This is a genomic window from Sphingomonas vulcanisoli (assembly GCF_011761305.1).
GTDB lineage: Bacteria > Pseudomonadota > Alphaproteobacteria > Sphingomonadales > Sphingomonadaceae > Sphingomonas_I > Sphingomonas_I vulcanisoli.
This window is the reverse complement of sequence record NZ_JAAOZC010000004.1, coordinates 327129-351320: the sequence shown is the minus strand read 5'-3', so window position 1 is coordinate 351320 and position 24192 is coordinate 327129. Positions and strand designations below refer to the sequence as shown.

Annotated in this window: 24 protein-coding genes; 11 read left to right on the top strand and 13 right to left on the bottom strand. The window is 63.2% G+C overall.

All coding sequences use genetic code 11. From position 1 onward, the window contains the following. Window positions 1-32: 32 nt before the first annotated feature. The 3 genes from FHS31_RS10505 to FHS31_RS10495 form a co-directional block, all read right to left on the bottom strand. Window positions 33-1364, bottom strand: coding sequence for an MFS transporter (locus tag FHS31_RS10505; RefSeq protein ID WP_167073317.1), 1332 nt, complete (start codon window positions 1362-1364; stop codon window positions 33-35). Continuing rightward, a complete protein-coding gene (locus FHS31_RS10500) occupies window positions 1364-2344 on the bottom strand; it encodes a DUF1838 family protein (RefSeq protein ID WP_243843395.1) in 981 nt (326 codons plus the stop codon). The genes FHS31_RS10505 and FHS31_RS10500 overlap by 1 nt, the downstream gene beginning before the upstream one ends. Before the next feature lie 181 nt (window positions 2345-2525). After that, window positions 2526-3890, bottom strand: coding sequence for an MFS transporter (locus FHS31_RS10495; protein WP_167073315.1), 1365 nt, complete (start codon window positions 3888-3890; stop codon window positions 2526-2528). 211 nt (window positions 3891-4101) lie between these two features. On the opposite strand from FHS31_RS10495, the gene FHS31_RS10490 reads away from it, so the two are divergent. From FHS31_RS10490 to FHS31_RS10475, 4 genes are read left to right on the top strand one after another with little or no spacing between them, the layout of a single operon-like run. Then, window positions 4102-5166 carry an LLM class flavin-dependent oxidoreductase gene (locus FHS31_RS10490; RefSeq protein WP_167073314.1) on the top strand — a complete coding sequence of 355 codons (1065 nt, stop codon included), beginning with the start codon at window positions 4102-4104 and terminating at the stop codon, window positions 5164-5166. A 9-nt stretch (window positions 5167-5175) separates the two neighbouring features. Beyond that, window positions 5176-6567, top strand: a complete 1392-nt coding sequence (locus FHS31_RS10485; RefSeq protein ID WP_167073313.1) for an LLM class flavin-dependent oxidoreductase — start codon at window positions 5176-5178, stop codon at window positions 6565-6567. Between the two features lie 35 nt (window positions 6568-6602). Further along, entirely contained in the window at window positions 6603-7409 is an 807-nt protein-coding gene (locus FHS31_RS10480) for a hypothetical protein (RefSeq protein WP_208408655.1), read from the top strand. Further along, window positions 7402-8202, top strand: a complete 801-nt coding sequence (locus FHS31_RS10475) for an IclR family transcriptional regulator (protein ID WP_167073312.1) — start codon at window positions 7402-7404, stop codon at window positions 8200-8202. Before FHS31_RS10480 ends, FHS31_RS10475 begins: the two co-directional genes overlap by 8 nt. A 2-nt stretch (window positions 8203-8204) precedes the next feature. Here FHS31_RS10475 and FHS31_RS10470 read toward each other — a convergent pair whose 3' ends face one another. Next, on the bottom strand, window positions 8205-8744 hold the full coding sequence (locus FHS31_RS10470; RefSeq protein ID WP_167073311.1) for a Rid family hydrolase: 540 nt from the start codon (window positions 8742-8744) through the stop codon (window positions 8205-8207). Window positions 8745-9065: 321 nt separating this feature from the next. Beyond that, window positions 9066-9263, bottom strand: a complete 198-nt coding sequence (locus FHS31_RS10465) for a hypothetical protein (protein ID WP_167073310.1) — start codon at window positions 9261-9263, stop codon at window positions 9066-9068. On the opposite strand from FHS31_RS10465, the gene FHS31_RS10460 reads away from it, so the two are divergent. From FHS31_RS10460 to FHS31_RS10450, 3 genes are all read left to right on the top strand, one after another. Beyond that, a complete protein-coding gene (locus tag FHS31_RS10460) occupies window positions 9262-9576 on the top strand; it encodes a hypothetical protein (protein WP_167073309.1) in 315 nt (104 codons plus the stop codon). The two genes, FHS31_RS10465 and FHS31_RS10460, sit on opposite strands and share 2 nt — an antisense overlap. 71 nt (window positions 9577-9647) lie before the next feature. Continuing rightward, a complete protein-coding gene (locus FHS31_RS10455) occupies window positions 9648-11330 on the top strand; it encodes an FAD/NAD(P)-binding protein (RefSeq protein WP_243843394.1) in 1683 nt (560 codons plus the stop codon). Between the two features lie 31 nt (window positions 11331-11361). Beyond that, complete coding sequence (locus tag FHS31_RS10450; protein WP_167073308.1) at window positions 11362-11862, top strand: DUF1543 domain-containing protein; 501 nt, start codon at window positions 11362-11364, stop codon at window positions 11860-11862. 82 nt (window positions 11863-11944) lie between these two features. Here FHS31_RS10450 and FHS31_RS10445 read toward each other — a convergent pair whose 3' ends face one another. From FHS31_RS10445 to FHS31_RS10425, 5 genes are all read right to left on the bottom strand, one after another. Then, the gene (locus tag FHS31_RS10445; protein ID WP_167073307.1) at window positions 11945-12094 is read right to left on the bottom strand and encodes a lmo0937 family membrane protein; all 150 of its coding nucleotides are present in this window, start codon (window positions 12092-12094) and stop codon (window positions 11945-11947) included. Window positions 12095-12340: 246 nt separating this feature from the next. Continuing rightward, on the bottom strand, window positions 12341-12583 hold the full coding sequence (locus tag FHS31_RS10440) for a CsbD family protein (protein ID WP_167073306.1): 243 nt from the start codon (window positions 12581-12583) through the stop codon (window positions 12341-12343). Window positions 12584-12732: 149 nt separating this feature from the next. Continuing rightward, on the bottom strand, window positions 12733-15033 hold the full coding sequence (locus FHS31_RS10435; protein ID WP_167073305.1) for a TonB-dependent receptor: 2301 nt from the start codon (window positions 15031-15033) through the stop codon (window positions 12733-12735). A gap of 78 nt (window positions 15034-15111) precedes the next feature. Further along, a complete protein-coding gene (locus FHS31_RS10430) occupies window positions 15112-16311 on the bottom strand; it encodes a CaiB/BaiF CoA transferase family protein (RefSeq protein WP_167073304.1) in 1200 nt (399 codons plus the stop codon). A 117-nt stretch (window positions 16312-16428) separates the two neighbouring features. Beyond that, window positions 16429-16782: a MarR family winged helix-turn-helix transcriptional regulator gene (locus FHS31_RS10425; protein WP_279587896.1), complete on the bottom strand. Its 354-nt coding sequence runs from the start codon at window positions 16780-16782 to the stop codon at window positions 16429-16431. Between the two features lie 195 nt (window positions 16783-16977). Between FHS31_RS10425 and FHS31_RS10420 the strand changes: the two genes are divergently transcribed. Beyond that, the gene (locus tag FHS31_RS10420; protein WP_208408654.1) at window positions 16978-17814 is read left to right on the top strand and encodes a p-hydroxycinnamoyl CoA hydratase/lyase; all 837 of its coding nucleotides are present in this window, start codon (window positions 16978-16980) and stop codon (window positions 17812-17814) included. Between the two features lie 25 nt (window positions 17815-17839). Here FHS31_RS10420 and FHS31_RS10415 read toward each other — a convergent pair whose 3' ends face one another. From FHS31_RS10415 to FHS31_RS10405, 3 genes are read right to left on the bottom strand one after another with little or no spacing between them, the layout of a single operon-like run. Next, window positions 17840-19273, bottom strand: coding sequence for an NAD-dependent succinate-semialdehyde dehydrogenase (locus FHS31_RS10415; protein WP_167073302.1), 1434 nt, complete (start codon window positions 19271-19273; stop codon window positions 17840-17842). Further along, complete coding sequence (locus FHS31_RS10410; protein ID WP_167073301.1) at window positions 19270-20592, bottom strand: MFS transporter; 1323 nt, start codon at window positions 20590-20592, stop codon at window positions 19270-19272. The genes FHS31_RS10415 and FHS31_RS10410 overlap by 4 nt, the downstream gene beginning before the upstream one ends. A gap of 13 nt (window positions 20593-20605) precedes the next feature. Further along, window positions 20606-21604, bottom strand: coding sequence for a dihydrodipicolinate synthase family protein (locus tag FHS31_RS10405; RefSeq protein ID WP_167073300.1), 999 nt, complete (start codon window positions 21602-21604; stop codon window positions 20606-20608). 47 nt (window positions 21605-21651) lie between these two features. Between FHS31_RS10405 and FHS31_RS10400 the strand changes: the two genes are divergently transcribed. The 3 genes from FHS31_RS10400 to FHS31_RS16610 all read left to right on the top strand — a co-directional run bounded on the left by FHS31_RS10400 (window position 21652) and on the right by FHS31_RS16610 (window position 24167). After that, on the top strand, window positions 21652-22458 hold the full coding sequence (locus FHS31_RS10400) for an IclR family transcriptional regulator (RefSeq protein ID WP_167073299.1): 807 nt from the start codon (window positions 21652-21654) through the stop codon (window positions 22456-22458). Between the two features lie 124 nt (window positions 22459-22582). Continuing rightward, window positions 22583-23188: an RNA polymerase sigma factor gene (locus FHS31_RS10395; RefSeq protein ID WP_167073298.1), complete on the top strand. Its 606-nt coding sequence runs from the start codon at window positions 22583-22585 to the stop codon at window positions 23186-23188. A 19-nt stretch (window positions 23189-23207) separates the two neighbouring features. Then, a complete protein-coding gene (locus tag FHS31_RS16610) occupies window positions 23208-24167 on the top strand; it encodes a FecR domain-containing protein (protein WP_167073297.1) in 960 nt (319 codons plus the stop codon). The last annotated feature ends 25 nt before the right edge of the window (window positions 24168-24192 follow it).

The window sequence follows — 24192 nt, the reverse complement described above, 5'->3', positions numbered from 1 at the left end:
CTCACCTCGGCAAGGATGTGATCACGCTATGATCAGCCTTCGCGTCCCCAACGCCAGAAGATCAGCCCGCCGGCGAGGTTGAAGAGCGCCGGCGCCAGACCGAACGCCGCCGCGACCCCGACCAGCGCCAGCGGTGTTTGCGGCAACCCGGCCACGGCGCGGGCGGAATCGAAGCCGAACCCCGACAGCAGCAGCCCGGTCAGCAGCGTGCCGCCGAGCGCGAAGGCGATCTTATCCGTGGCGATCCACGCCGCTGAATAAAGGCCGGCGTGGCGTTCGTCCTCACTGGCGATGTCGGACACCATCGAGAAGCCGAGCATCGCCCAGCCCGAATTACCGACCGCCGCGATGAACGCCAGCGCATAGGCGGCTGCGGTCCCCCAATGCGCGGCGAACGCCCAGATCGCGTAGGTCACGGCATAGATTGCGGTGCCGATCAGGTAGCTGCGCTTTTTCCCGATCCGCGCCGCCGCCCACACCCACAAAGGCTGCGCGACGACGATGCCGACGCAGACCATGACGACCAGGGCACCGATCAACTGAAACGCATCGGCGCGGCCCATATTGTAGCTGAGGAAATACAGCATCGCGGCATAGCCCATCCCCGATCCGGCGAGCTGGAGCAGGTTGGCGCCGAGCAGCACCGCGAAGCGGGGCCGCGCAAGCACCGCCGCCGCCTCGCCAAAGCTCAGGCGGACTCGCGGCGCCTGCGGGGCGGGTGGGAGTCCCTTGCCGATCGATAGGAAGGCGATCAGCAACGCGACCGGGCAGATGACCGCCAGCACCAGCGCCATCGTCTCATACCCATTCTGGCCGCCGCCGCTGGCCTGGATGATCCCCGGCGCCAGCGCGCCTGCGGTCAGCACACCGACCGACGTGAACACCAGCCGCCACGCCATCAGCACGTTGCGCTGGCCGGGATTCGCGGTCAGCTCGCCGGCGATCGCGAGATAAGGGACGGAGAAACTGGCGAACACTGCCATGTAGAGGCTGAACACGCCGGCGACATAGGCAACGCGCACCCCGGTCGACGCCTGCGGCACATGAAACAGCGCGATCATCGCCAGCGGCGCGCCGATCGCACCCCCCAGCAGCCACCAGCGCCGCGCAACTTTGCGTTGCCAGCGATCGGATAACACCCCGACGGTCAGGTCGCAGCCCACCCCCCAGACCAGCTTCGGCACGAAGATCGCCGCACCGGCGATGGCGGGGGCGATCCCCAGCACCGTGGTCATGAAGAACAGCAGCAGCAGCGACGGCACATCGCGGAACACCTGTCCCGCGACCTGGCCGGCGCCATAGCCGACCTGACCCCCCAGCCCGAGGCCGGGTGCGGCGGGCGCAGGCTCGGCGCGGGTCGCCATCAGTGCATTTTCAGCGCGGGAGGCTGCGGCGGCGTCCAGCCCGCCGGCACTGGCGCAGGTTTTTGGGTTTTTGCATAATTTTCGAGGCTCGAGAGCGATGGTCCGTAATCCTCGGTGGGTGCCGACAGATATTTGGGACTAACCGCGCGCGCCGCCGCCACGAGATCGGCCGGCAGATCGGCGATCGATTTCAAGGTGGCGAAATTGGTGAAATAGCTGATGTTGCCGGGCGCTTGCCCCATCAGCATCCACGGCAGCCAAGGCGTGATACGCGACCAGGCGCCGACTAGCGGCAGGTTGGTCAGCCGCGGGTTCTCGGCATCCTTGCGCTTGATCGTATAAATGAAATGCTCGGAAACGCGGTTCATCGGCCCTGCGGATTCGCGTGGCCATTTGTTGGGCTGGAGCGCGCTGGGATAGATCATGTCGATGCCGGTGCGGCAGATCAGCGTGCCGTCGGGCCCGTCGCTCCAATCGAGGAGGAACGGTTTGGGTGCGGGCTTCTCGGTCTGCAGACCGCCGTAGGAAGGCGGCGGCTCAATCGAATCGCTGATCGTGAAATTGAATGGATCGTTGGCTATAGGAACCACGCGCACGTCCTCGTTTGTGTAAGGATTGTGCCAAGTTTCAAGGATTTTGCCGCTATCGAGGTCACGATAGAAGACGATTTCGCGCAGCATCCGCCGCCAGTCGCCATTTGGAAGGCGCTTGATGCGCACGAAGCTGAACCCCTCGACCCCGAACAGGGGGCGGACCTTTTCGTTGTCGCGGACGCCATAGGCCGTGCCCTTGAGCCAGCCGAGCTTCTCCTTCGTGGGATCGAGGTCGCCATCCATCCGCGCATATGTATCGCGGTTCCACTTGGGATCCTTGAAATCCACCTTGGTTACAAAGGGAGGCGCGGTGGCCTCAGCCGCCGCCGGCAAAGCGGCCGCCCCGACGGCAGCCGCCGCCAATCCGAACCCTTCACGGCGAGTCATTCGCATTTCGGTCATCGGGAACCCCTGCTTAAGCAAAACCGAATTTCCGGCCAAATCGCTCCGCCTTGCTAGACACATCGACGTAATGGCCATCACGTGGATAGAGCCGTCTTGCTCCGGCCCTGAAAACCGTCGCTAGCGGATCCCGATGCGAAATTGGGAAAGCGGACGGTAAGCGACCTCAGGCCTGCCGGATATCGTCGCTGCCCGTGGCCCTCGGCGCGCCCAGAGCGGGCAGGATGCCGATCAGCGCCGCGCAGGCCGGGACGATCGAGGCGGCGAGCAGTACCCCGAGAGTCGCCGCAGTGGATTGCGCGCCACCCGCCGCGCCAAGGCCGCCGCGAAATCCGGTCATCGACAGGATCAGGCCGGCGACGAGTGGGGCGGCGGCGAAGGCGGTCTTTTCGGTGGCGATGAACATTCCGGCGAGCGTACCTTCGCGGAAAATGCCGCTCCGCCGCCGATCATCTTCGATGGCTTCGGGCAACAAAGCCCCCGATAGAAAGGTGATCGCGCCGCTGCCCACGCCGGCGGCGATAGCGCGCAGGTAGAACCACCCGTTGGATTCCCTTGGGCCGGACAAGCTCCAACTCGCCATGGCGATGCTGAAGATCACCATCGCGGCGATGTAGAGCCATCGTTTAGGCACATGCCGCGCCAGACGCAGCCAGACAGGCAGGAAGAGTAAGGCGGCGATGCTGGACACCAGTCCGACCAAGGCGACCCCGGCGGGACCGCGCTGCGTGATCAATGAGTGGAAGAGCAGCATCATCGTCGCGTTGATGCTCACCGCGAACAGCGCCAAAAACTTGGAGGCGAGCAGGCAGGCGAAGCTGCGCGTGCGAAGCAAATCGAGCGACATCTTCGGCCGCATCGCATCTGCCGGGGCCAGGGTGCGCGCGCCGCGGGTGGTGAGGAAACTCGTCACCATCGCCACGAATACGACTGCGGACATGCCGAGCGCCATCTTCGAATACGCGGGGCCGCCCTGCCCGAACCAGCCGATCAGCGCCGGGCCGAGGCCGACGCCGATCAGCCCCCCGACCGAAAGGAAGCCCGCCCGCACCGACATGAGCAATGTGCGCTCCTGCCGGCTGTCCGACATTTCCACGGGCATCGCCATATAGGGTACGGTGAAGATGGAATAAGCCGCATAGAAGAAGATCAGCGCGGCGCTCATATAGACCGGGCTGGTCCGCGGCGTGATAAACGAGGGCGCGGAGAACAGCAGATTCAGCGCGAGGAAGCTGCACACCGAACCGGCGAGAAGCCAGGGCCGCCGCCGTCCCCACCGCGATATGGTGCGATCGCTCCAAGTGCCGACCATGATGTCGACGAATATGTCCAGCACCCGGACACCCGCGACAATGGCGCCCGCGACCGATGGCTCGACCCCCAGGATCGTCACCATGAAGGTCAGCAGCATGATGTTCACGGTGATCGCCGAGGTCGCGATCCCGATCGACCCGACGCCCCAACCCAATTTGGTGAACATGCTCAGCGTGTGCGCGTCACCCCGCTCAACGATCACGGAACTTGCTGCCAATCCCGTTCCTTTCGAGTTCTATAATATGGACCGCTATAACACGGTTATGTCCAGGTGCTAAAGCAAGGGTTATGCTCTATCAACGGGCAATATCTTGACACCGAGGTCAAGGGGTTGGATGGGGGTCGGCACAGATCTTGCTGCTTTCGATCCATAAAGTGGACCAAGTAGACAGGTCAAAGCTTATACTTTGGCGATATAGGAGTGCGTGATGCGTTTCGGCCTCTTTTCAAACGGGCAGGGCATTCGCGAGTATGACCGGACGGTGGACGCCTGGGCGGCCGACGTTGCCGAGATCGTGCTGTGCGAGCAGCTCGGGATGGAAGAGGCCTGGGTGAGCGAGCATCGCGCCAGCTTCCTTCCCGATGCGCTGCCCGTGCCCGAACTGATGATCACCAAGGCCGCCGCGCTGACCGAGCGGATCGTGATGGGAACGGCGGTGCGGCGTCTGGGCTTCTATGATCCCACCCAGGTAGCGCGTGAAGCGGCCTGTACCGACATCCTTACCGATGGCCGTTACGTTCTGGGCGCGGGTTCCGGCCCCTGCGCAGCCGACGTCGACCAGCATGCCGCCGCGCTGGAAGCCCTGAACCTCATCTCGCGCTGCTTCGAGGAAGAGCAGCCATTCGACCATATCGGCAAATATTATCAGCATAAGGGCGTGGCGATCTGGCCGAAGCCGATCTCCAGGAAGCTGCCGATCGCGGTGGCATCCACCACCCAGCCACTCATCGCCGAGGCGGCACGCCGGGGCTGGCGGCTGCTGACGTCGCAGTGGGCCAGCGCCAAGACCATCAGCCGCTTGACCACGATGTTCAAAGACACGCTGGAAGGGTTGGGGCAACCCGCACGCCCCCAGGACATTACCGCTACACGTGGCCTGTATATCGCCGATACCGACGAGCGCGCTTTTGCGGAGGTCGTGCCCGCGCTGCGTCGGCACCTCGATTATACGCGCAAATATTTTGACTTCTCGCTGGCCGATTTCCGCCGGCCCGGGGAAGATTATAGCGACATGACGGTCGAGAAGCTGATCGAGGACGGCCTGCTGTTCATCGGCTCGCCCGATACGGTCCGCGAGAAGATCGAGGATTTCTACGAAAAGTCCGGCGGGTTCGGCCAGTTCCTGATCGTCGGCGGCAAGGATTGGGGCAAGGAAGAGCAGCGCATCCGCTCGTTCGAGCTGTTTGCAACCAAGGTCATGCCGCATCTTCGGCATCTCGGCGCCGAAGAAGGTCAGGCTTCGGTCCTTCCACGTGCGCACGTCATGGCCTGACCAAACGGCATGTCCCGCACACAGATGAACCTGATGGCCTTCGTGCGGCCGACCAGCCTGCATCCGGCGGGCTGGCGCGATCCGGCGAACGCCGCCGACGGCAATACCAATCTCGACGTGCTCATCGATGCTGCAAAGAGGCTGGAAGCGGCCTGTTTCGACGGCTTCTTCTACGCCGATCATGTCGGCGTCCTGGCGGCAAGCGAGGAGGTTTTGCAGGCGACCGACAGCATCGCCACGTTCGAGCCGTTCACAATTCTCAGCGCTATTTCGCAGCATACGTCAAAGATCGGGCTGGTCGCAACGGCTTCCGCGACCTTTACCGAACCGTTCAACATGGCCCGGATGCTGGCCTCGCTCGATCATCTCAGCCGGGGCCGCGCGGGCTGGAATATCGTTACCACCTGGATCACCGAATCTGCGGCCAATTTCGGGCTGGAAAACCATCCCGATCATGCGACCCGCTATCAGAAAGCACGCGAATATTTCGATGTCGTCTCGGGCCTGTGGGACAGCTTCGCCGACGATGCCTTTGTGCGCGATCAGGATAGCGGCGTCTTTTCGGATCCAAAGAAAATCTATCGGCTGAATCACAAGGGGCGGTTCTACTCCGTAAGCGGCCCGCTCAACGCGATGCGTCCGGTTCAGGGCTGGCCGGTGATCATCCAGGCGGGCGCATCGGAGGACGGACGGCAGTTCGCCGCCGAGGTCACGGAGGTCATCTTCGGTGCCGCAACGACGATCGAAGCCGGTCTCGCGTTTCGCGACGATTTGCATGCGCGGATGCGTGAGGCGGGTCGCGATCCGGACGATTTGCGTATCCTGCCCGGTGCGCTGGTGGTCGTCGGCGATACCGACGAGGCCGCGCAGGAAAAGCGGGCCTGGCTCAACGCGATGGTGCCTTACGCCATGGGTCTGCGCAGCCTCACCGCATTTCTCGGCCAGGACGTGTCGCAATGCGACCCCGATGGCCCGCTTCCCGAAATCGCCGAGACCAACGCGATCAAGAGCGCGCAGCAGCGCATCATTCAGGAAGCGCGCGACAAGAAACTGACGATCCGGCAACTGGTGGCCTGGGTCAGCGGCTATCGCGGGCTCGCCCTGGTTGGCTCACCACAGACGATCGCGGACGAGATGGAGCGCTGGTTCACCGTCGGCGCGGCGGACGGGTTCAATCTGATTTTCACCGGGCTCCCGGGCGGTCTGACCGACTTTTGCGATAAGGTCGTGCCGCTCCTGCAAGCGCGCGGTCTGTTCAAGACTTCGTACCACGGCAGCACGTTGCGCGAGCATCTCGGTCTCAAACGGCCGCCGAACCAATTCTTCGCCGATGGCACTGTGGCGCTCGATCCCCGCTCGCGCGCGCTGTCCCGAACCAGGCTTGGTCTTAGCGGCGCATAATTGTGGATCTGCGCCCCATTTTTGCAGCGGATACGGTGACGACGCTCGGCGATCAGTTCGCGGGGGTGGTTCTGGTCACCGGATCGCATGGCGGGGCGATTGCCGGCAGGTTCGCGTCGGCAGCGGGCGTGGCGGGGGTTATTTTCAACGACGCCGGCGGCGGGTTCGACGATGCAGGCATCGCGTCTCTGGCCATGTTCGATCGGCATTATCTGCCGGCGGCGACGGTCTCCCATATGAGCGCCCGCATCGGCGATGCGCGGGATTGCTTCGCCCGAGGCATTATCAGTCACGCAAACCGCAGCGCGCGAAACCTTGGCGTCGCCGTCGGTCAACCGTGCCCGAGCGCAGCCGCGCTGCTCCGCGCAAGCCGTGCACAGTGGCACGGGGCGCCGATTCAAGAGGCGCGCTTTGCGTTTGGGCACATCGCGGGCAGCGATATCTGGGGTCTCGATTCTGCCGCGCTGGCCTGCCCCGAAGACGCCGGGCGCATCCTCATCATCGGATCGCATGGCGGATTACCAGGGCGCGATGCGGCAAGGGCGCTCAAGGTCGCCGCGCGGGTAGCGATCTTTAACGATGCGGGCGTCGGCATCGATGATGCCGGGATCGCGCGGCTGCCGGCGCTCGATGCGCGCGGGATCGCGGCCGCCACGGTCGATGCCTGGACGGCGCGCATTGGCGATGCCCGCTCGGTTTGGAGGTCCGGCGTCATATCCCATCTCAACCACACCGCGATGCGGATGGGAGGCGAGGCCGGCCAGACCGCGCAGGATTTTGCCCGCATCATGGCGCACAGCATCGAGCTGACGAAGGCGGGCAGGGGCGTCATCCATGCCTAACAAAGCCGATAGAGCCCTTGAACCGAGTCCGTCCGGCACGCAGACGTTCGATCGCGCGATGACGATCCTGCGCCTCGTTGCCGAACAGGATGCGGCGGGGCTCCGCCTGGTCGATGCCGTCCGCCAATTGCAGCTCAACAAGGCGACCACGCATCGGCTGTTGCTGGCGCTGATGCGGGAGGGGCTGATTGCGCAAGATCCGGATACCAAAACATACCGGCTCGGCTTCGAACTTTTCGCGCTCGGCATGGCGGCGTCGCGGCGCTTCAACATCAAGGATATGTGCGAGCCGAGCCTGCTGCGGCTCGCCGAGCAAACCGGCGAGACGATCTACCTTTCGGTGCGCAGTGGCCACGATGCGGTGTGCCTCGCCCGCGAGACCGGCTCCAACCCGATCCAGACCCTGACCCTGGCTGTCGGCGACCGGCGCCCGCTGGGCGTCGGCGCAGGCAGCCTGGCGTTGCTCGCCGCGCTCGAAGCCGATCAGATCGAACAGGCCATCATCGCCAATCAGGACCGGGTGCAACGATACTCCCCGGTTTTTTCGGCCGACCTGTTACGCCAATTGGTCACAGAAACGCGGCGCCGCGGCTATAGCCTCAACGACGGAGCGATCACGGCGGGTATGAAGGCGGTCGGCGTTCCGATTTTCAACCGATACCGTCACGTCGAAGCTGCGCTGAGTATCGCGGCGGTCGATGCGCATATGAAGCCGGATCGGCAAGAGGTGCTGGTCGGTCTGCTGCGCGAAGAATGTGCGCGTATCGAAAAGAGCTGGAGCGCCAACGCCTAGCGCTAACGCGCCGCGGTGATATCGACTTCGCAGAGCATCCCGGGCAGCGCCAGCGCATCCACCACCGACATAGTCGATCCCACCGGCATGACCTTCTGCCCCTGGAACACCTCCCCCACGATCTCCAGGAACTTCACCCGATCAGGCATCGGCACGTCCGCGATGCAGGTCATCTTCAATTGGATGACGTCGCCCAGGCTGTAGCCTTCCTGCACGAGCAGGCGTTCCAGGCTGCCCCAGATCCAGCGCATCTGCGCGATGGCGTCCCCCGGAAAGAGAATCTCGCCATGCGCGCCAATCGCCGAGTGACCGGCGAAGAACATCCATTCGCTGACGTTGCGGAGCCTCAGCGCGTGGGTTCCGCTGTTCGGCCCTTTGTCCGGGTTATGGACGACTTGCTTGATAATCCCGCCGTCTTTGGCCGGCGCGGCGGCGCGGGTTGACGAGGCAAGCCCGACCGCGGCGACTGTTGCCCCGGTGAGAAGGCTGCGCCGGCCCGGCAATGCGGCAATATCGTCTCGGTTCGGCAAGATTTTACCCATATAGGCTGGAACGGTGGCTTGGATGCCGGATACACATTTGTAGCACCATTGCCCTAGAAATTTCGGGTGAAGGCCTTGCTCGAAGGCGAATAGCATCACGGAACGACCGACTGAGATTGTCACGTCGAAGTCAGGGAGACCAGGTCGGCGGCTAAGTCGACACGAATGGGTCGACGACGGTTTCAGCAGCATCTGCTGCGTTTGGGCTACCAAGAAAGTCGATCGAACCTGCTAACCCAGCACAATATCTGTCGGCCGACCAACGGAGAGGAGATCGCGGTGCCAATAGGCGGCATGCCGTCGCCCGTCTCGGCCTCGTGATCAGGCGCTTGTCTTCAACGCCGCCTTCGCAGCCTCATTCACAAGAGCGCGGCCCGCCGTATCGCGGAGGGCCGCCGCCATGGTCTCCCATGTTTCGGCCGATCGCAGATGCATTTCGCGCCGATTGGCGAGGGCGGTGCTTTCCGCTGCGGCGCGTTGCGCCTCAGCATTCGCGAGATAGATTTCAAACTGATTCATGCTGCGCCTCCTACAACCTGATATCGGCGGCGGCTATACCATGGTGATCATCGCCGCTCCCAAATGCGAGTGCACGGGCGAAAATTCTTCTTCGCTTCCCGCCATTTGGGCTAGGAGCATCGCGATGGCTGAAATTTCCGCAATCGATCGGGCGTTTGATCTGGCAAGATCAGGTCTGTGCCGCAGCGTCTCGGAAATTATCCGCCGCCTGCCGAGAGACGATCGGGCGGCTGTTGAGGCGCATCTGGCGCAGCCAGCCGCCAGGCGAGAGCTGATCCTGATCTGCAGCGATGCCTGGATTTCCGCCGACTAGGCGCTCTCCGAGCCGCGGCCGTGGCCGCACTCAATCACTATGTTTTTAGGCCCATGAGGTCACACGCCTGAATGAAGCCGACGGCGGCACAAACATGCGCGACGTGCATTGCTGCCCCGATGCCTTTTCACATTGCATTCGTCGGAGCCGGCCCGACAACGATCTACACGCTCTGTGCCTTGATCAACGAGGTGGCTCGGCCGGTCCATGTAACGATCTTCGAAGAGCAACCGCGTGCCGGGCTCGGCACGCCATATCGGCCAGGCTGGAACGATCCCGCCATGCTTTCGAACATCGCCAGCGTAGAAATACCGCCGATCGAAGAGACGCTCCTCGAATGGCTGCAGCGTCAGCCGCGCGCTCGGCTGGTGCGCCTCGGCATCGATCCCGAGCAGATTGATGAGCATGCGTTTTACCCACGCCTGGCGCTTGGCGAATATTTCCTCGATCAATTCAACGGGGTGGTCGAACGCGCCCGCGCGCGCGGCATCGTTGTCGAGATTGCGGCAACGTGCCGCGTCAAGGACATCGTGGCGGAAGAGGCCGGGTTACGAGTCCTCGTCGAGCCCAAAAAGGGCGCGCCATATGCCCGGATCTTCGATCAAGTGGTCATAGCGACGGGTCATCAATGGCCGGAAGAACCCGAGGTGCGGCCCGGATACTTTCTGACGCCCTGGCCGGCGACGGCTTTGCAGCGTGCCCCGGCCACTTCGATAGGAATTCGCGGCAGCTCGCTAACGGCGATCGACGCAGTCGTTGCCTTGGCCACCGCGCACGGCGCCTTCATCGAGACCGAGAATGGCGGCATCGATTATCGGGTGGATGCGGGTGCGGAAGCACTGCTCATGGTCATGATGTCCCGTAAGGGCCTGCTGCCTGAGGCCGATTTTTATCATCCCGTGCCTTACGAGCCGCTTGCGATCTGCACCCCCGATGCTGTCGGTCGGCTGATAGAGGAGGGCTGCGACACTCTCCTCGATCGATCGTATGCGCTGTTTAAGCAGGAGCTGGCGCAGGCCGATCCAGAATATGCGGCGCACCTCAATCTGCACGAATTAGCGCTGGAGGACTTCACCGAGGCCTATTTTGCAGACCGCGCGGCCTTTGACCCTTTTGAATGGGCTGAGACCAATCTCCGCGAGGCGCGCGCGAATTTTGCCGCCCGGTTCACCGTCCCCTGGCGATATGCGATCCTTCGCATGCAAGAGGTGCTGGCTCTGATTGTGCCGTATCTCGATGAAGAAGCGCTTCACCGGTTCAACCGCTCTTTGAAACCAATCTTTGTCGACGAATATGCGACTGTTCCCCACCTCTCTATCGAGCGACTCTTAGCCCTGCACCGCTGTGGGCATCTGGATGTTATGGCGCTCGGAGACGACTATCGCGTCGACTCCCGTAGCGCGGAGGAAGGCGCGATTGTGATCCTCGAAGGCGAGCGCCGCCATTTCCCGGTCTTCGTTGAAGCAACCGGGCAGCGCCCGCTTGGGATCGAGGCGTTCCCGTTTCCGTCGCTTCTGGATCAAGATGTCGTCCACGACGTCGGCGAAGGTCATCCCGATGGCCCGAAGGGTATCGCAGTCGACGAACTTTTCCATCCTGTGTCAGATAACCCTGCGGCCATGCGCCTTTACTGCCTGAGCATTCCCTTCTTGCTCAGTCGGCACCCCTTCATCCAGGGAATCACCAGTTCCTATGAAATGGGCCAAGTGGTCGGTGCTGCGCTCGCTGGCGCCATGGAGAACGGTGCGCATTGAGTACCCACTTCCCGCAAAAGCTGGCCCGGCGATGAAGTTGTTCGCGATCTATATCGGTGGTGAGCACGCCCAAGCGCACGTCGAAGTCCATGATGTGCGGTTCGTCGTCGCGGGATCGATCCGGGACACCCATGATCGACTGCGCGCGGAATGGTGGGGAACCCCGGGGACACTCCATATCGACTGCTGGGCCGAGATCGATCATGTCGACGGATATAAGGTGGAGTTGCGGCGGGAGCCGTCGTTGGCGCCGGAGACGCTCTACTTCGTCAACCTCGGCGGCTATGACGGTATGGGCTTTGCCGAGCAGCACAAGAACATGTTCGTGGTGGCGACGTCCGTCGCTGACGCCAAGGCACGCGCCTTGAGCGCCGTCGCGGGCTGGAAGGATGCTCACCGCGATGACCTTTACGAGGCGGAACGGGCGTTCGCGCTGGACACCATGATGGATGATCGGCTCCACATCCATCTTACGAAGGATGGCAATGCGCGTCCGCCACGCTTCACCTGCCGCTATACGCCGCTCAAATAACCGCTTAATTCAGACAAAGAAAAAGCGCCGTCCTGAAGGACGGCGCTCCACCTTATCGGTCGGCAGCGCCGACCCCCATTCGTCAAATAGCCCGACGACCACTGATGAGCTGAAATATCAGTACGACCACCGCAATCACCAGCAACATATGGATCAACCCGCCACCGACTGGCACGATAAACGCACCGAGAAGCCACAGCACCAACAGGATCACGACGACAGTATAGAGCATGTGAAGGCCTTCCCGGAGAGTAGATCAGCAAGAAACGCTAACTCGTCTCGTCTGTTCCGCCGCCGCTATCAGGCCTTGAGGAGCGAGGCGGACGGCCGGCCGACAATTTTTCAGCCTCCTGTATTTCCTTTGCGGTCCCCTTGGTCGCGTCACGATTGGGTACGCCCGCACGAGCGTCCTGATTGACGCCGTCCAAGTCGGAATGGGGGCCGGAGGCCGGTGGCTTCGCCATGTGGTCGCCTTGCCTTACCGCTTACCGCGAAGCGTGTTGAAGAAAGCCAGCCCGACGACGACCCCAAGCAAGCCCGCGGCAAACGGACGCTCGCGCGCAAAATCGCGCAGCTTTCCAAAGCCGTTTTGCGCGATGCCGGCCCACTGATCAGCGACACCTTCTCCTGCGAGTTGTTCGTCGCCCGTCGCCTTGCCAACGGCCTCTTTGATCTGGCCTGCAACGTTGGTGCCTTGTCCCTCAAGCGTATCGCTATTCATGATCATATCCTCAGCTCGGATTCGGACTGGGTGAGCTGTCATCAAACCCGCCGCGCGGCTGATAGTGCCATGCCATTAGCTCGCTCCCACGTCCGGGTCGGTCAGGCTGACAACACCCCACACGAACGATCATCGCTGACCGCGTCGCATCAAAACTTTAACCCCAGTCTGGCACCGTATGTCCGCGGCGGCTGTAAGATGGCGTCGACGATGCCGCCAACGGCGGTGTTGTAGTTGCGGCCGGTCAGGGTCCCCGCGATAACAGCGTCGTTTTCGAGGTTCTGAACGAAGGCGGTGACGCTCCAATGATCACCCTTGAAGTTCAGCGTCACCTGCGCGTCGGTTCGCGTGTAGGCCTGCGCATAATTTTCTGGCAGATAATTGATCTGCGTCCAGCGGGCGCCTTCATATCGGGTGTCTACTGCCAAGACGAGGTTTGCTCCGCCGTTCAGTGGCATGGTCTGGCTGATGCCGCCCGACACGACGAACTTCGGGGTGAAAGGTAGCGGCCGCCCGCTGCAATCGGCCTGGAACCCACCCGTCACGGCCGGCGACGGACATGTCGAATTGTTCGATATGGATGTCGGCGACAGATAGGTCAGCTGGTCGTATCGGCTGTGCAGATACTGCGCCTGCAACGACAGCTTCGTATTGCGCGTCACGAGTAACTGAGCCTCGAGCTCGGCGCCATAGATCGTCGCCGAACCTGCATTGTCGGTGACGAACAGGATGCCGGTCGGTGCCGGATAAAAACGCTGGTGGGCGATCTGCTGATTGCGATATTTATAGAGGAACGCCTCGACGTTGATCTGGAGCCGGTTGTCGAGAAAGCGGTTTTTTGACCCTATTGTATAGGCCGTCACGGTCTCCGGCTCATAGGAATTGCTGCCTTCCGGGCCGATGAAGAAGCCGCCGGCTTTGAACCCCGTCCCGATGTTGGCGTACAGCAAAGATCGTGACGCAACATCGAATTCGACCCCGGCTTTCCACGTCACTTTCTTGAACACGCGGTCACCGAGCGCCCGGAAGCGCAACGTCCCATCGTTCGCGTCCGGGAAAGGAATGAAATTGAAGGTGGAGAAGTTGACGCCCGAGATCAGCCGCGATTGCGAGTCCGTCGTCTTGCGCTCACTCGTGTAGCGCAGGCCGCCGGTAAAGCGCAGCCGATCGGTGGCAGTCAGGGTCAGGTTGCCGAACCCGGCATAGGCGGCGCTTTTGCCGGTGATGGTCTGGTTATTCAACGTCGTCGCCGCCGTCTCGATCGGATTGCGTGAATTAATCGCGTCGTGGAGATAGAACATTCCGACCAGCAGCTTCAGCGGGCCGATCGCCGGACTGGTGTAGCGAAGCTCACCCGAATATTGATCCGAATTGGCGTTCTCGCCGAGATAGAAGGCGGTCGTGTTGCCGAAATAGAAGATGTCGGTGCCGCGATACGCGGTAATCAGTGCCAGATCGCCGAATGGCGCGGCATAATTGATAATCCCGGTAACGCCGTAATAATCGTTGTCGATTGTCGAGAGACCCTGGCGGCGCGGCGCGAAGCCAGCGACGCTATACAGCGCGGCATAGCGCGGATCGGGCGTGGTATTGCCTTCCCACGGATCGCCGATGAAATGCGTGTCGCCGAGCGGGCCGCCGGGCGTATCGCGGCGTGAGATGATCGCACCCCCCGGCCCCTTACCGCCCTGGTGGGAATAATCGCCGATCACATCCATGGTGAGGCCGCTGATGGGTTTCCAGCGGAGCGACAGCCTGCCGCTTTGTGCCTTGTCGTCGCCGGTGCCGTCGGAGAAATAGCCGTTGCGGTGCACGACCTGCCCGGCCGCGCGGATCGCCACCTGTTCGGACAGCGGAATATTTAACGCCGCGGTTCCCATAACCTCAGCGAAATTTCCGACCTCCAGATTGGCGAAGCCACCGAATGTGAATGCCGGCGGGGCTGGATTGACATTGACCGCACCGCCCGTCGCATTGCGCCCGTAAAGCGTGCCCTGCGGCCCTTTCAGGATCTCGACACGCTCGACGTCGTAGAAAAGACCATGTGCTCCGGTCGGGTGCGCCAGCGGAACGCCATCGACATTGACCACGACGACCGGGTCGGCGAACGCATTGGCCGAGAAGCTGTTGATGCCGCGCAGGGCGAAGCTGGTGTACGATCCCTGATTGGGAATAGCGCGGAGCGCGGGGGCCAGCTGGGTAAGCTGAGAAATGTCCGTGACGCCCTTCTGGACGAGCTGGGCATTCGAAACCGCCGTCACCGAGATCGCCGCCTTCTGCAGGTTTTCCGAGCGGCGTTGGGCGGTGACGACAATGTCTTGAAGCTGCGTCTGGGAGACATCCGTTTGCGCCGCCGGGGCGGCGGGTCCACCGCTATCCTGCTGAGCCAGCGCCGGGACAGCCGATGCCAGGGCAATGGCCGCTGACGAACCGAGCATATAAGCCTTCATTTTCCTCTCCCTCGTTCCGCTCTTGATCTCGCCGCGTGTCTTCGCGGTCGGTTTATCGATCGGCGCGATGGCGCCGGGTCAAAGCACTCCCTGGCGGCGCAACGCCGCGAGCCGTTCGGGGGCGATATCGAAGGATCGCAACACCGCGTCGGTATGTTCACCAAGGTCAGGGGGCGGGAGAGGATCGTCCTCACGCTCGCCGTCGAGCCGGACCGCGCGGTGCATCATGGTGAGATTGCCGCGACGGGGATGGGTGACATCGTGGAACAGGCCGGCGTGCACGACCTCCGGATCTGACATCGCTTCGGCAATGCCATTGACCGGCGCGCACGGCACATCGGCGGCGATCAGCAGATCCAACCAATGTTGGCGCGGTTGGGCGGCGAAGATGGGTTCAAGTTCTTCCACCAACGCGGAAAAGTTTTTGATCCGCGCAGGTCGATCGAGAAAGCGGGAATCGTCGCCCAGATCGGTTCGTGCGATAGTCTTCAGCAGCGCCCGCCAGAATTTCTCGGTCGAAGAAACCTGGATGGCCAGCAATTGCCCGTCCTGACAGCGAAACGCGAACGTCAGCGAGAAGGCGGCGCGGGTCTCACTGGCCATTTCCAGCCCCGTCTGGGTGAGCGCGGTGAAGCTATCCGGCATATGGTAGAGGCTGGCGTCGAGCATCGACACCTCGACGCGACTGCCTTTCCCTGTGCGTCCGCGTTCGACCAGCGCGCCAAGCACGCCATATGCCGCCTGCATGCCGGTGATCTGGTCGGTGATTGTCGGCCCGCGCATACGCGGCTTCGCCGGATCAAGCAGAGTGCCGAGAATTCCTGAAAATGCCTGGCCGACCGCATCGTAGGCGGGGCGGTCGCGATAGGGCCCATCCTCGGAAAAACCGCTGATTGAGCAATAGATCAGGCCGGGATTGTCCTGGCGCAACGCCTCATAATCGAGGCCCATCCGATCAAGGACCCCGGGACGGTAATTTTCGAGCAGCACGTCCGCCTTGCGCACGAGATCGCGCAGCAATTCGCGCCCCGGCTCGGTGCCGAGATCGATCGTGACGCTCCGCTTGTTACGGTTGAACGCGGAGAAATTGTGGCTGTAGCCGGCGAAACGGTCATTGTCGGCAGCGCCCGTTCCGAACCCGCGGAAGGGATCCCCGCCGTCCGGGCGTTCGATCTTGATCACCTCGGCGCCCAGATCGGCGAGCATCAAGCCGGCAAAGGGCCCGGCAATGAATTGGCTCAGCTCCAGGACGCGAAGGCCGCGTAACGGACTGGTCATCGTGGCGCGCCTCCCCGCTGGAACGGCGCAGCTGATGCGCGCCTGCAGCGTTTAGTATCAGGGCTTCTGATACTGTCCAGCGAAATGTTTGGCGGCGCAGTCGATCATCGCACTGCCTTAAACGCTGTGGCTTGGCGCCTTGCTCTCGCGTGATAGGATACGCTGCAGCATGTTGCGAAGCGCCGCTTGTTCGCTGGGATAGAGCGACGACAGAAACGCCTCTTCCAATGCGTCAACTGCGCTGGCGCAATCCCGCAACAGGGCGTGTCCTTCGCTGGAAACGGAGATCAGGATAATCCGACCATGTTCTGTGGAGCCTTGGCGATCGAGCAGGCCCTTGCGAACCAAAGCGTTGATCGCCTCGTTCATGGTCTGCGCCTTCACTCCTGCACGCCGGGCGAGTTGAGCGGATGATAGATATGGCGGTGGACGATCGGCCAAGCTCAGCACGGTATATTGCGTCGGCGTCAGGTCATACTTCGCCAGCGCTTGTTCGAGCAGGGCGAACGCGCGGAGCTGGGCCTGGCGAAGCAGGTAAACGATGCGAGGTTCACGTTCCAGAGCCGGTGTCCTTTTCTCTGTCGCGATTGAGCGATCTAAAAACGCTTTGACAACACAACGCCTCTTTCCATATCAGGTCACCTGACACTGTCGGAGGGAATGCACATGAGCAAAGTGAACGAGGCGACCGCTCCCGTTCTGGTCGAGCTGGCAGACGGTGTAGCCTGGGTGACGCTTAACCGCCCGGAAAAGCGGAATGCCATGAACCCCGCGCTCAACGCAATGATGGTGGAGACGCTCAACACGCTTGAGGAGAATGACGAGGTTCGCGTCGTCGTCATCACCGGCGCCGGTGAATCCTTCAGCGCCGGCATGGACCTCAAGGAATATTTCCGGGACAGCGACGGCAAGCCGTCGACGGCGCGCTATCGCACTTACCGTGCGGCGGGCGAGTGGCAGTGGCGCCGGCTGCGGCATTTCGCCAAGCCGACCATCGCGATGGTCAACGGCTGGTGTTTCGGCGGCGCCTTCACGCCGATGATCGCCTGCGATCTGGCGATCGCCGCCGAGGAGGCGGTGTTCGGGCTCAGCGAGATCAATTGGGGGATCATCCCCGCCGGCAATGTGACCAAAGCGGTGCGCAGCGTCCTGAACCATCGTGACGGGCTGTATTATGTGATGACCGGCAAGACCTTTACCGGCGTCAAGGCGGCGGCGATGGGCCTCGTCAACGAGGCGGTGCCGCTGGCGGACCTTCGCGCGCACACCCGGGATCTCGCGGCGACGTTGGTGGGCATGAACCCGGTCGTGCTGCGCCAGGCCAAGACCGCCTTCAAGAATGTCGGTGACATGGATTGGGAAGTCGCCGACGATTATCTGATGGCCAAGCAGGAACAGGGCCGTTTTCAGGATCCCGAGCGTGGCCGCGAGCAGGGCATGCGCCAGTTCCTCGACGACAAGACCTACAAGCCCGGGCTCGGCGCCTATACCGCCAAAGGCTAAGCAACCACCGGCGGCGGGGTGCCGCTCAGAGCTGGTGGATCGCCTTCGTCACCAGGAACGCCTGAAATCCCTCGATGCCGTCTTCCGAGCCATTGCCGCTTTCCTTGACCCCGCCGAACGGCGCATCGGCGGCGGCCATCGCGGCGGTGTTGATCCCGACCATGCCGACCTCCAGCGCGGCGGCGATCAAGTTGGCGCGCCGCGCATTCTCGGTGAAAGCATAAGCGGCAAGGCCATAGGGCAGCGCGTTGGCCTGCTCGACGACCTCATCGAGGGTGGCAAACCGGCGCGTCAAAGCGACCGGGCCGAACGGCTCCTCGGTCATGATGCGCGCGCCAAGCGGCACATCGGCAAGCAGCGTCGGCTGGAAGAAGAAGCCATCACCGTCGATCCGTTCGCCGCCGGTGACGAGACGCGCACCGGCGGCGCGGGCGTCGGCGACGAGCGTTTCCACCGCGGCCGGGCGCCGCGGGTTGGTGGTCGGCCCCATGCCAACGGTGGGATCAAGGCCGCTCCCCAGCGTAAAACGCGCCATTCGCTCGCCAAGTGCGGCAACGAAGCGGTCGTGAACGCCGTCCTGCACGAAAAAGCGGGTCGGCGACACGCATACCTGGCCGGCGTTGCGTAGCTTGGCGGCGACCAGCATTTCGACAGCACGATCGAGATCGGCATCGTCGAATATGATCACCGGCGCGTGGCCGCCAAGCTCCATCGTCGTCCGCTTGACCGTGTCGGCCGCCAGCCGGAGCAGGTGCTTGCCGACCGCCGTCGAACCGGTGAAGGACAGTTTGCGGATGATCGGCGAGGCGAGCAGCCGGGTCGATACCTCATCGGGCACGCCGAACACGATCTGCAACACGCCCGGCGGCAGACCCGCGTCGATCAACGCCTCGGCGATCGCCAGCGCGGAGGCGGGCGACTCTTCGGCTGGCTTGAGGATGATCGAACAGCCCGCTCCAACCGCGGGACCCAGTTTGCGGGCGGGATTATAGATCGGGAAATTCCAGGGCGCGAAGCCCGCGACCGGCCCGACCGGCTCATACATAACGCGCGACAGCTGGCCGGCAGGGCGGACCAGAACGCGGCCATAGGTACGCAGGCACTCGCCGGCATAGAAATCGAAGAGTGCCGCGGCCATCTGCGTCTCGGCAAAGGTCTCGGCGTAGAGCTTGCCCTCCTCCCGCGTCGCGTTGCGGGCGATCACCTCGGCGCGGGCGCGTATGTGCCGCGCAGCGCCGGTCAGCACGGCCGCGCGCTCCGGCGCGGGCGTTTTGCGCCAGCGCCGGAATGCCTGGTCGCTGGCGGCGAGCGCGCGGTCCAGATCGTCGGCCGAAGCAAGCGGCAACTCACCCAGCGTTTGCCCGGTGGCCGGATCGATCACCGCGTGCGTCCGTCGGTCGCCGGCGTCGATCCATTCGCCGTCGATCAGCAGGCGCAGTTTTGGATAGACGTCGCTCATGCGGTGAGTGGCTTGGAGAAGGCGGTCGTGCGCGCCGCCGACCGCAGCAGGACGAGCAGCAGCGTGCCGCTGATCACGAGGCAAATCACCGCCGATACGGCAATGGCGCGGCCGAGCTGATCGGGGCCGGGCGGCATCAGCTTGGCCAGCACCGGCGGGACCAGCGGCCCGATGCCGCCGGTAAAGGTGAGGAGGATCAGGTAGAGGCCGACCGCCACCCGCCCCTTGAGATGCACGGGTGCCTCGGCCTGAAGATATTGCATCGGGATGGTGACCAAAACACCGATAAAGCTGAACGCGATCAGCACCAGCGGCAAGAACAGCCACAAGGACGGCGAAATGGTCGCCCCGGCGATTAGCAGCACCCCCGGCGGGCCGACCATGAGCACCAACCGGGCGAACTGACTGACCGTACCGTCCGGAGCAAGGCGGCGGATAACCCAGGCGCTCGACAAGGTGCCGCACACGCCGCCGGCCAGCGAGGCGGCGCCGAACAGATAGCCGGCGCCGGTGCGCGCCAAACCGAAGTTGCGCATCAGATACGTCGGCCCCCAGGCGAACAGGCCGGACTGGACCATCATCAGCGTGTTCACCGCGACCGCCAGCAGCACATAGTTGAGCCCGCGCCGCCGCAGATGCGCCCATAATGGCTCCAGACCGACGGCTGTGGCGGCATGTTCGGTACGGCGGCTACCGGCGCCCCGGCGAATGGCGAGCAGGACAATCGCCAGCAGCGCGCTCGGCAGGCTGACCGCGATCAGGGTCAGACGCCAGTCTCCGGCAGCGCCGACGCGCGGCAGCGTCACCTGCCATCCCGACACCAACTGGATCGCGGCCGCGCCGAAAAACGCAGACCCGGTGGCGCCGATGGTGCTGCCCATCAGAAAGAAGCTGGTCGCGGTGACCCGTTTGCGGGGGTCGTCAAAGAACAGGTCGCCGATCAGCGCGGTCGCCGCCGGGCCGAGCAGCGCCTCACCGACGGCGAGGCCGGCGCGCATCGCGATCAGCTCAGGATAGCTTTTCGCAAACGCCGAAGCGAAGGTCATCGCCGCCCATAGCAATGTGCCGGCAACGATGATCTTCACCTTGTCGAACCGGTCGACGATCGTCGCCGCAAGGGTCAACGCGATCAGATAGGTCACGAGGAAAGCGGGGCCGATCAGCGTCCCGACCTGAAGATCGGACATGCCGAGGTCGCGGTGCAGATCGGGGACGAGTAGCGCCAGGATCTGCCGATCGAGATAGGACATCACCGACAGCAGCATCAGCGTGATGGCGACCGGCCAGAAGGCGGCCGAGCGCGGACGGGCGATGGTCATCGCCGGCAAGCCATCATGCGGCGACCGTCTGGCGCGCGGCGGCGACCCCTTGATCCGAGGGCGAGGCGGTTGTCGGCATCAGCCCCGCGGCGGTAAGTCCCTCGGCGATGCGATCGATCTCCGACTGTTCGAGCGGCAACAGCGGCTGGCGCGGCAGCGCGCTCGGCAACCTGCCAAGCAATACCTGCGCATGCTTCATACGGTTGTGCATATCGCAGAAAGGGTCGGCGTAAAACAGCCGGGTGACGTGATACATGCGGTCATTGACCGCCTGCGCGGCGAACAGGTCGCCGCGCTTGATCGCCTCGAACAATTCAACCTGCAACGCAGCGATGGTGCTGCCCGATCCCGACAACAGACCGTCGCAGCCCAATACCAGCGATCCCATCAGCCAGGCTGTGTGCGTGGAGAGAACCTTGATCGGGCGGGGCAGCGCGTGAAGGAACCGGTAGTTGCGCTCGACCGTGACCGGATCGTTGGCATAATCCTTGATCGCCTGCAGGCTGGGCATCTCTTCCGCCAATTGCGCGAGCGTGGTGAGCGGCGTCGCGCCGCCCTTGCCGGCCGGGAACTGGAACAGAATGAGCGGCAGATCGGTGACCTCTGCGATGTTCCGATAATAATCGAGGATCATCGCCGGACGATGCATCGCGCCCTCGAAGAAAACCCGCGGGGGAAAGACCAGCAAGGCCGAGGCGCCCGCATCGGCCGACATCTTGGCGATCTTCTTCGCTTGAAGCGTGCTCTCGCTGGCCACGCCGGCGACCACCGGCAGCACGTCGCCAACCTCATCCATCGTCGTGGCGAGCACGCGCGTCTGCTCGTCGAAGCTGCAGGTGGCGACCTCGGTCGAATGCGCGTTGACGGTCAGCGCGGCCAAGCCGCGAACAGCGGCCACATCGCGCAGATGCTGGCGGAACGACGCCTCATCGATGCTGAAGTCGTCAAGGAAAGGCAACAACACCGCCGGGATGACGCCCTCGGGGGTAAAATGCGGAAACGCAGCCGCCATCGCCATTTCTCCTTGCTAAGTTCACATATGTGAACTAGTTTCAATTCATGAAACCAGCGTTAGATGGGTCGGTGAAATCGGTCAAGCGCGCGCTGGACGTGCTGGAACTGTTGGCGGAGGCGCCTGATGCGCCATCTTTCATCGAACTGATGACACGCCTGGGCATCCCACGCAGCAGTCTGTTCCATCTTATGGGTCAGTTGATCCTGCGCGGTTATGTAGAGGAGACGCCGTCCGAAAACCGGTATCGGCTCGGCCGTATGCCCGGCATCATCGCCGGTCGGGCGGCGCGTCGGACGTGGCTGACCGAAAGCGTCCGCCCGGTAATCCGCGCGCTGAGCGACAGGACCAACGAATTCACGGCCTTTTACGTGGTCGAAGACGATATGGCGCGCGGCGTGGCCGTGGAAAGCGGGACCCACGCGCTAAGCTACCGCATCGCACCCAATCATGTTGCGCCGCTTTATGCGTTCGCCGCCGGCAAGGTCGCGCTCGCCGAAATGGATCAGAATGCGCTCGATGCCTATCTGGCGCGGGTGGAGCTGAAGGCGTTCACGGCCAACACGATTACCGATCCCGATGCGCTACGCGCTGCAACTGCGATCGTGCGCGAGACCGGGCTAGGGCGGTCCAACAGCGAATTCGCGATCGGCGTCGCGGGCTTTGCCATGGCGGTGCACGCCGCGGGCGCGCTGGTGGGCATCATCAGCGTATCGGTCCCCGAACCGCGCCTCGACGGACGACATGAACACCTCGTAACGCAATGTTTGTCCGACGCTGTTGAGCAGTTGGAAGCGAGACTCGATAGCGGAGAGGGGCCGGGGGCGTCGCCAGACCAAATTGCGCTGGGTTGAGGGGTGCTGTTTCACCCAGAGATATCCCCTCGAGGTTGAAGCCCGACGACCCGTCAAACGCTTAAACGCCTCATTCGATACTCACGCACTTTGAACTGTAACATTAGGCCGCGAAAGCGAAGGCATGGATTGCCTCCGCGACGATCGCAGCCTCTGGCTCGCCAACCACGTTCTGCCGCACGAGCCGGCCTTGCGGAAATGGCTGGGGCGTCTTGCGGGGCTAGGACCGGACCGCGTCGATGATCTGGTGCAGGAGACCTACGCCGTTCTTGCGACGTGCGCGGATGTGACAGGCATCCAAAACCCGCGTGCCTATGCCTTTCAGGTCGCCAGGTCGATTTTGCTTCAGGATTTGCGGCGATCCCGCGTGGTGCCGATCGGTTCCTTTGCGGATCTGGATCGGCTGGCTTCCGTCGCAGACGAGCCGACGCCCGAGCAATATGCATTGGGGCGGGATGAGCTTACACGTGTCGCCGACGCGATCGCCGCGATGCCCGCCCAGACGCGGCGGGCATTTCACCTCCGCCGGGTCGAGGGCCTGTCGCAGCGCGAGGTGGCCGCTGCCATGAAGCTTTCCGAGAATACGGTGGAAAAACACATCATGCGCGGCATAAGAATGTTGATGCAGCAATTCGGCCGTGGCGGAAAAGCCTGTTCCGATGCATCCATGCACTGTGAACGAGGATCAGTCTCTGCCGTTAAAACGTCGCGAGCCCGCAGGGACTATTGACGATATTGCCGCCGAATGGGTGGCGCGACTCGATCGTGGACTAAGCGAAACCGAGCAGGCCGAAGTCGAAGCGTGGCTGGCTGGGGATGCGCGGCGCCGGGGTGCTTTGGCGCGCGCAAAGGCCATCTGGCTCCACGCCGATCGCGCGGCTTCGCTCGGCCAGTCGCTGACCGAAGGAGATGCCGAGCCCGCACCAGAATTTGGACGATGGGCAAGGATTACCAACCGCCGCGCGGTGCTTACCGGGGGATCGGCGATTGCAGCGTCCCTGGCGATCGGTGTGATCGCGGTTCCGCGCCTGCTTGATCGCGGGCGGCGGTTAACGAGCAATGTCGGTGAAATTCGGCGTATCCCGCTCGGGGATGGTTCTATGGTAACGCTCGATACCGATAGCGTCATCGAAACGGCTTTCTCCGGCACAGCGCGAACCGTCCGGTTGGTGTCCGGCATGGCCTATTTTGAAGTGACGCATGACAGGGCCCGGCCATTCCTGGTCCATGCACGGGACGTGACGGTGCGGGTGATCGGTACGGCCTTTTCCGTGCGCGCTCTGGCCGGCGCGCCGATTGCCGTGATCGTGAGCCAGGGGCACGTCGCGGTCAGCCGAAAGGCTGCCGGAGGGCAGCAGCTCGATTTGATCCCCAACATGCGCGCAATCCTGCCGGACAAGGCGCCGATGGGCGCCCCGATCGGCATCGTGGCGTCGGTCGCGCCGGATGCCTTGCAACGCGCCCTGGCGTGGCGCGATGGCATGCTGGCTTTCGAGGGCGAGACGCTGGCCGACGCCGTGTCTCGCTTCCGCCGCTATGGTGGGCCGGCGATCGAGGTGGACGGCCAGGCCCTCGCTCAACAGCCGATTTCAGGTTTGTTCGCGGCCAGCGATCCCCGCGGTTTCGCCCGCGCTGTTGCCGTCAGCCTGAATGCGACCGTGCAGGATGACGGCGGCGCAATCCGCCTGATGGAATCACAGGCGCAATAATTCTCGCAGGGGGCGGTGGCGGAGA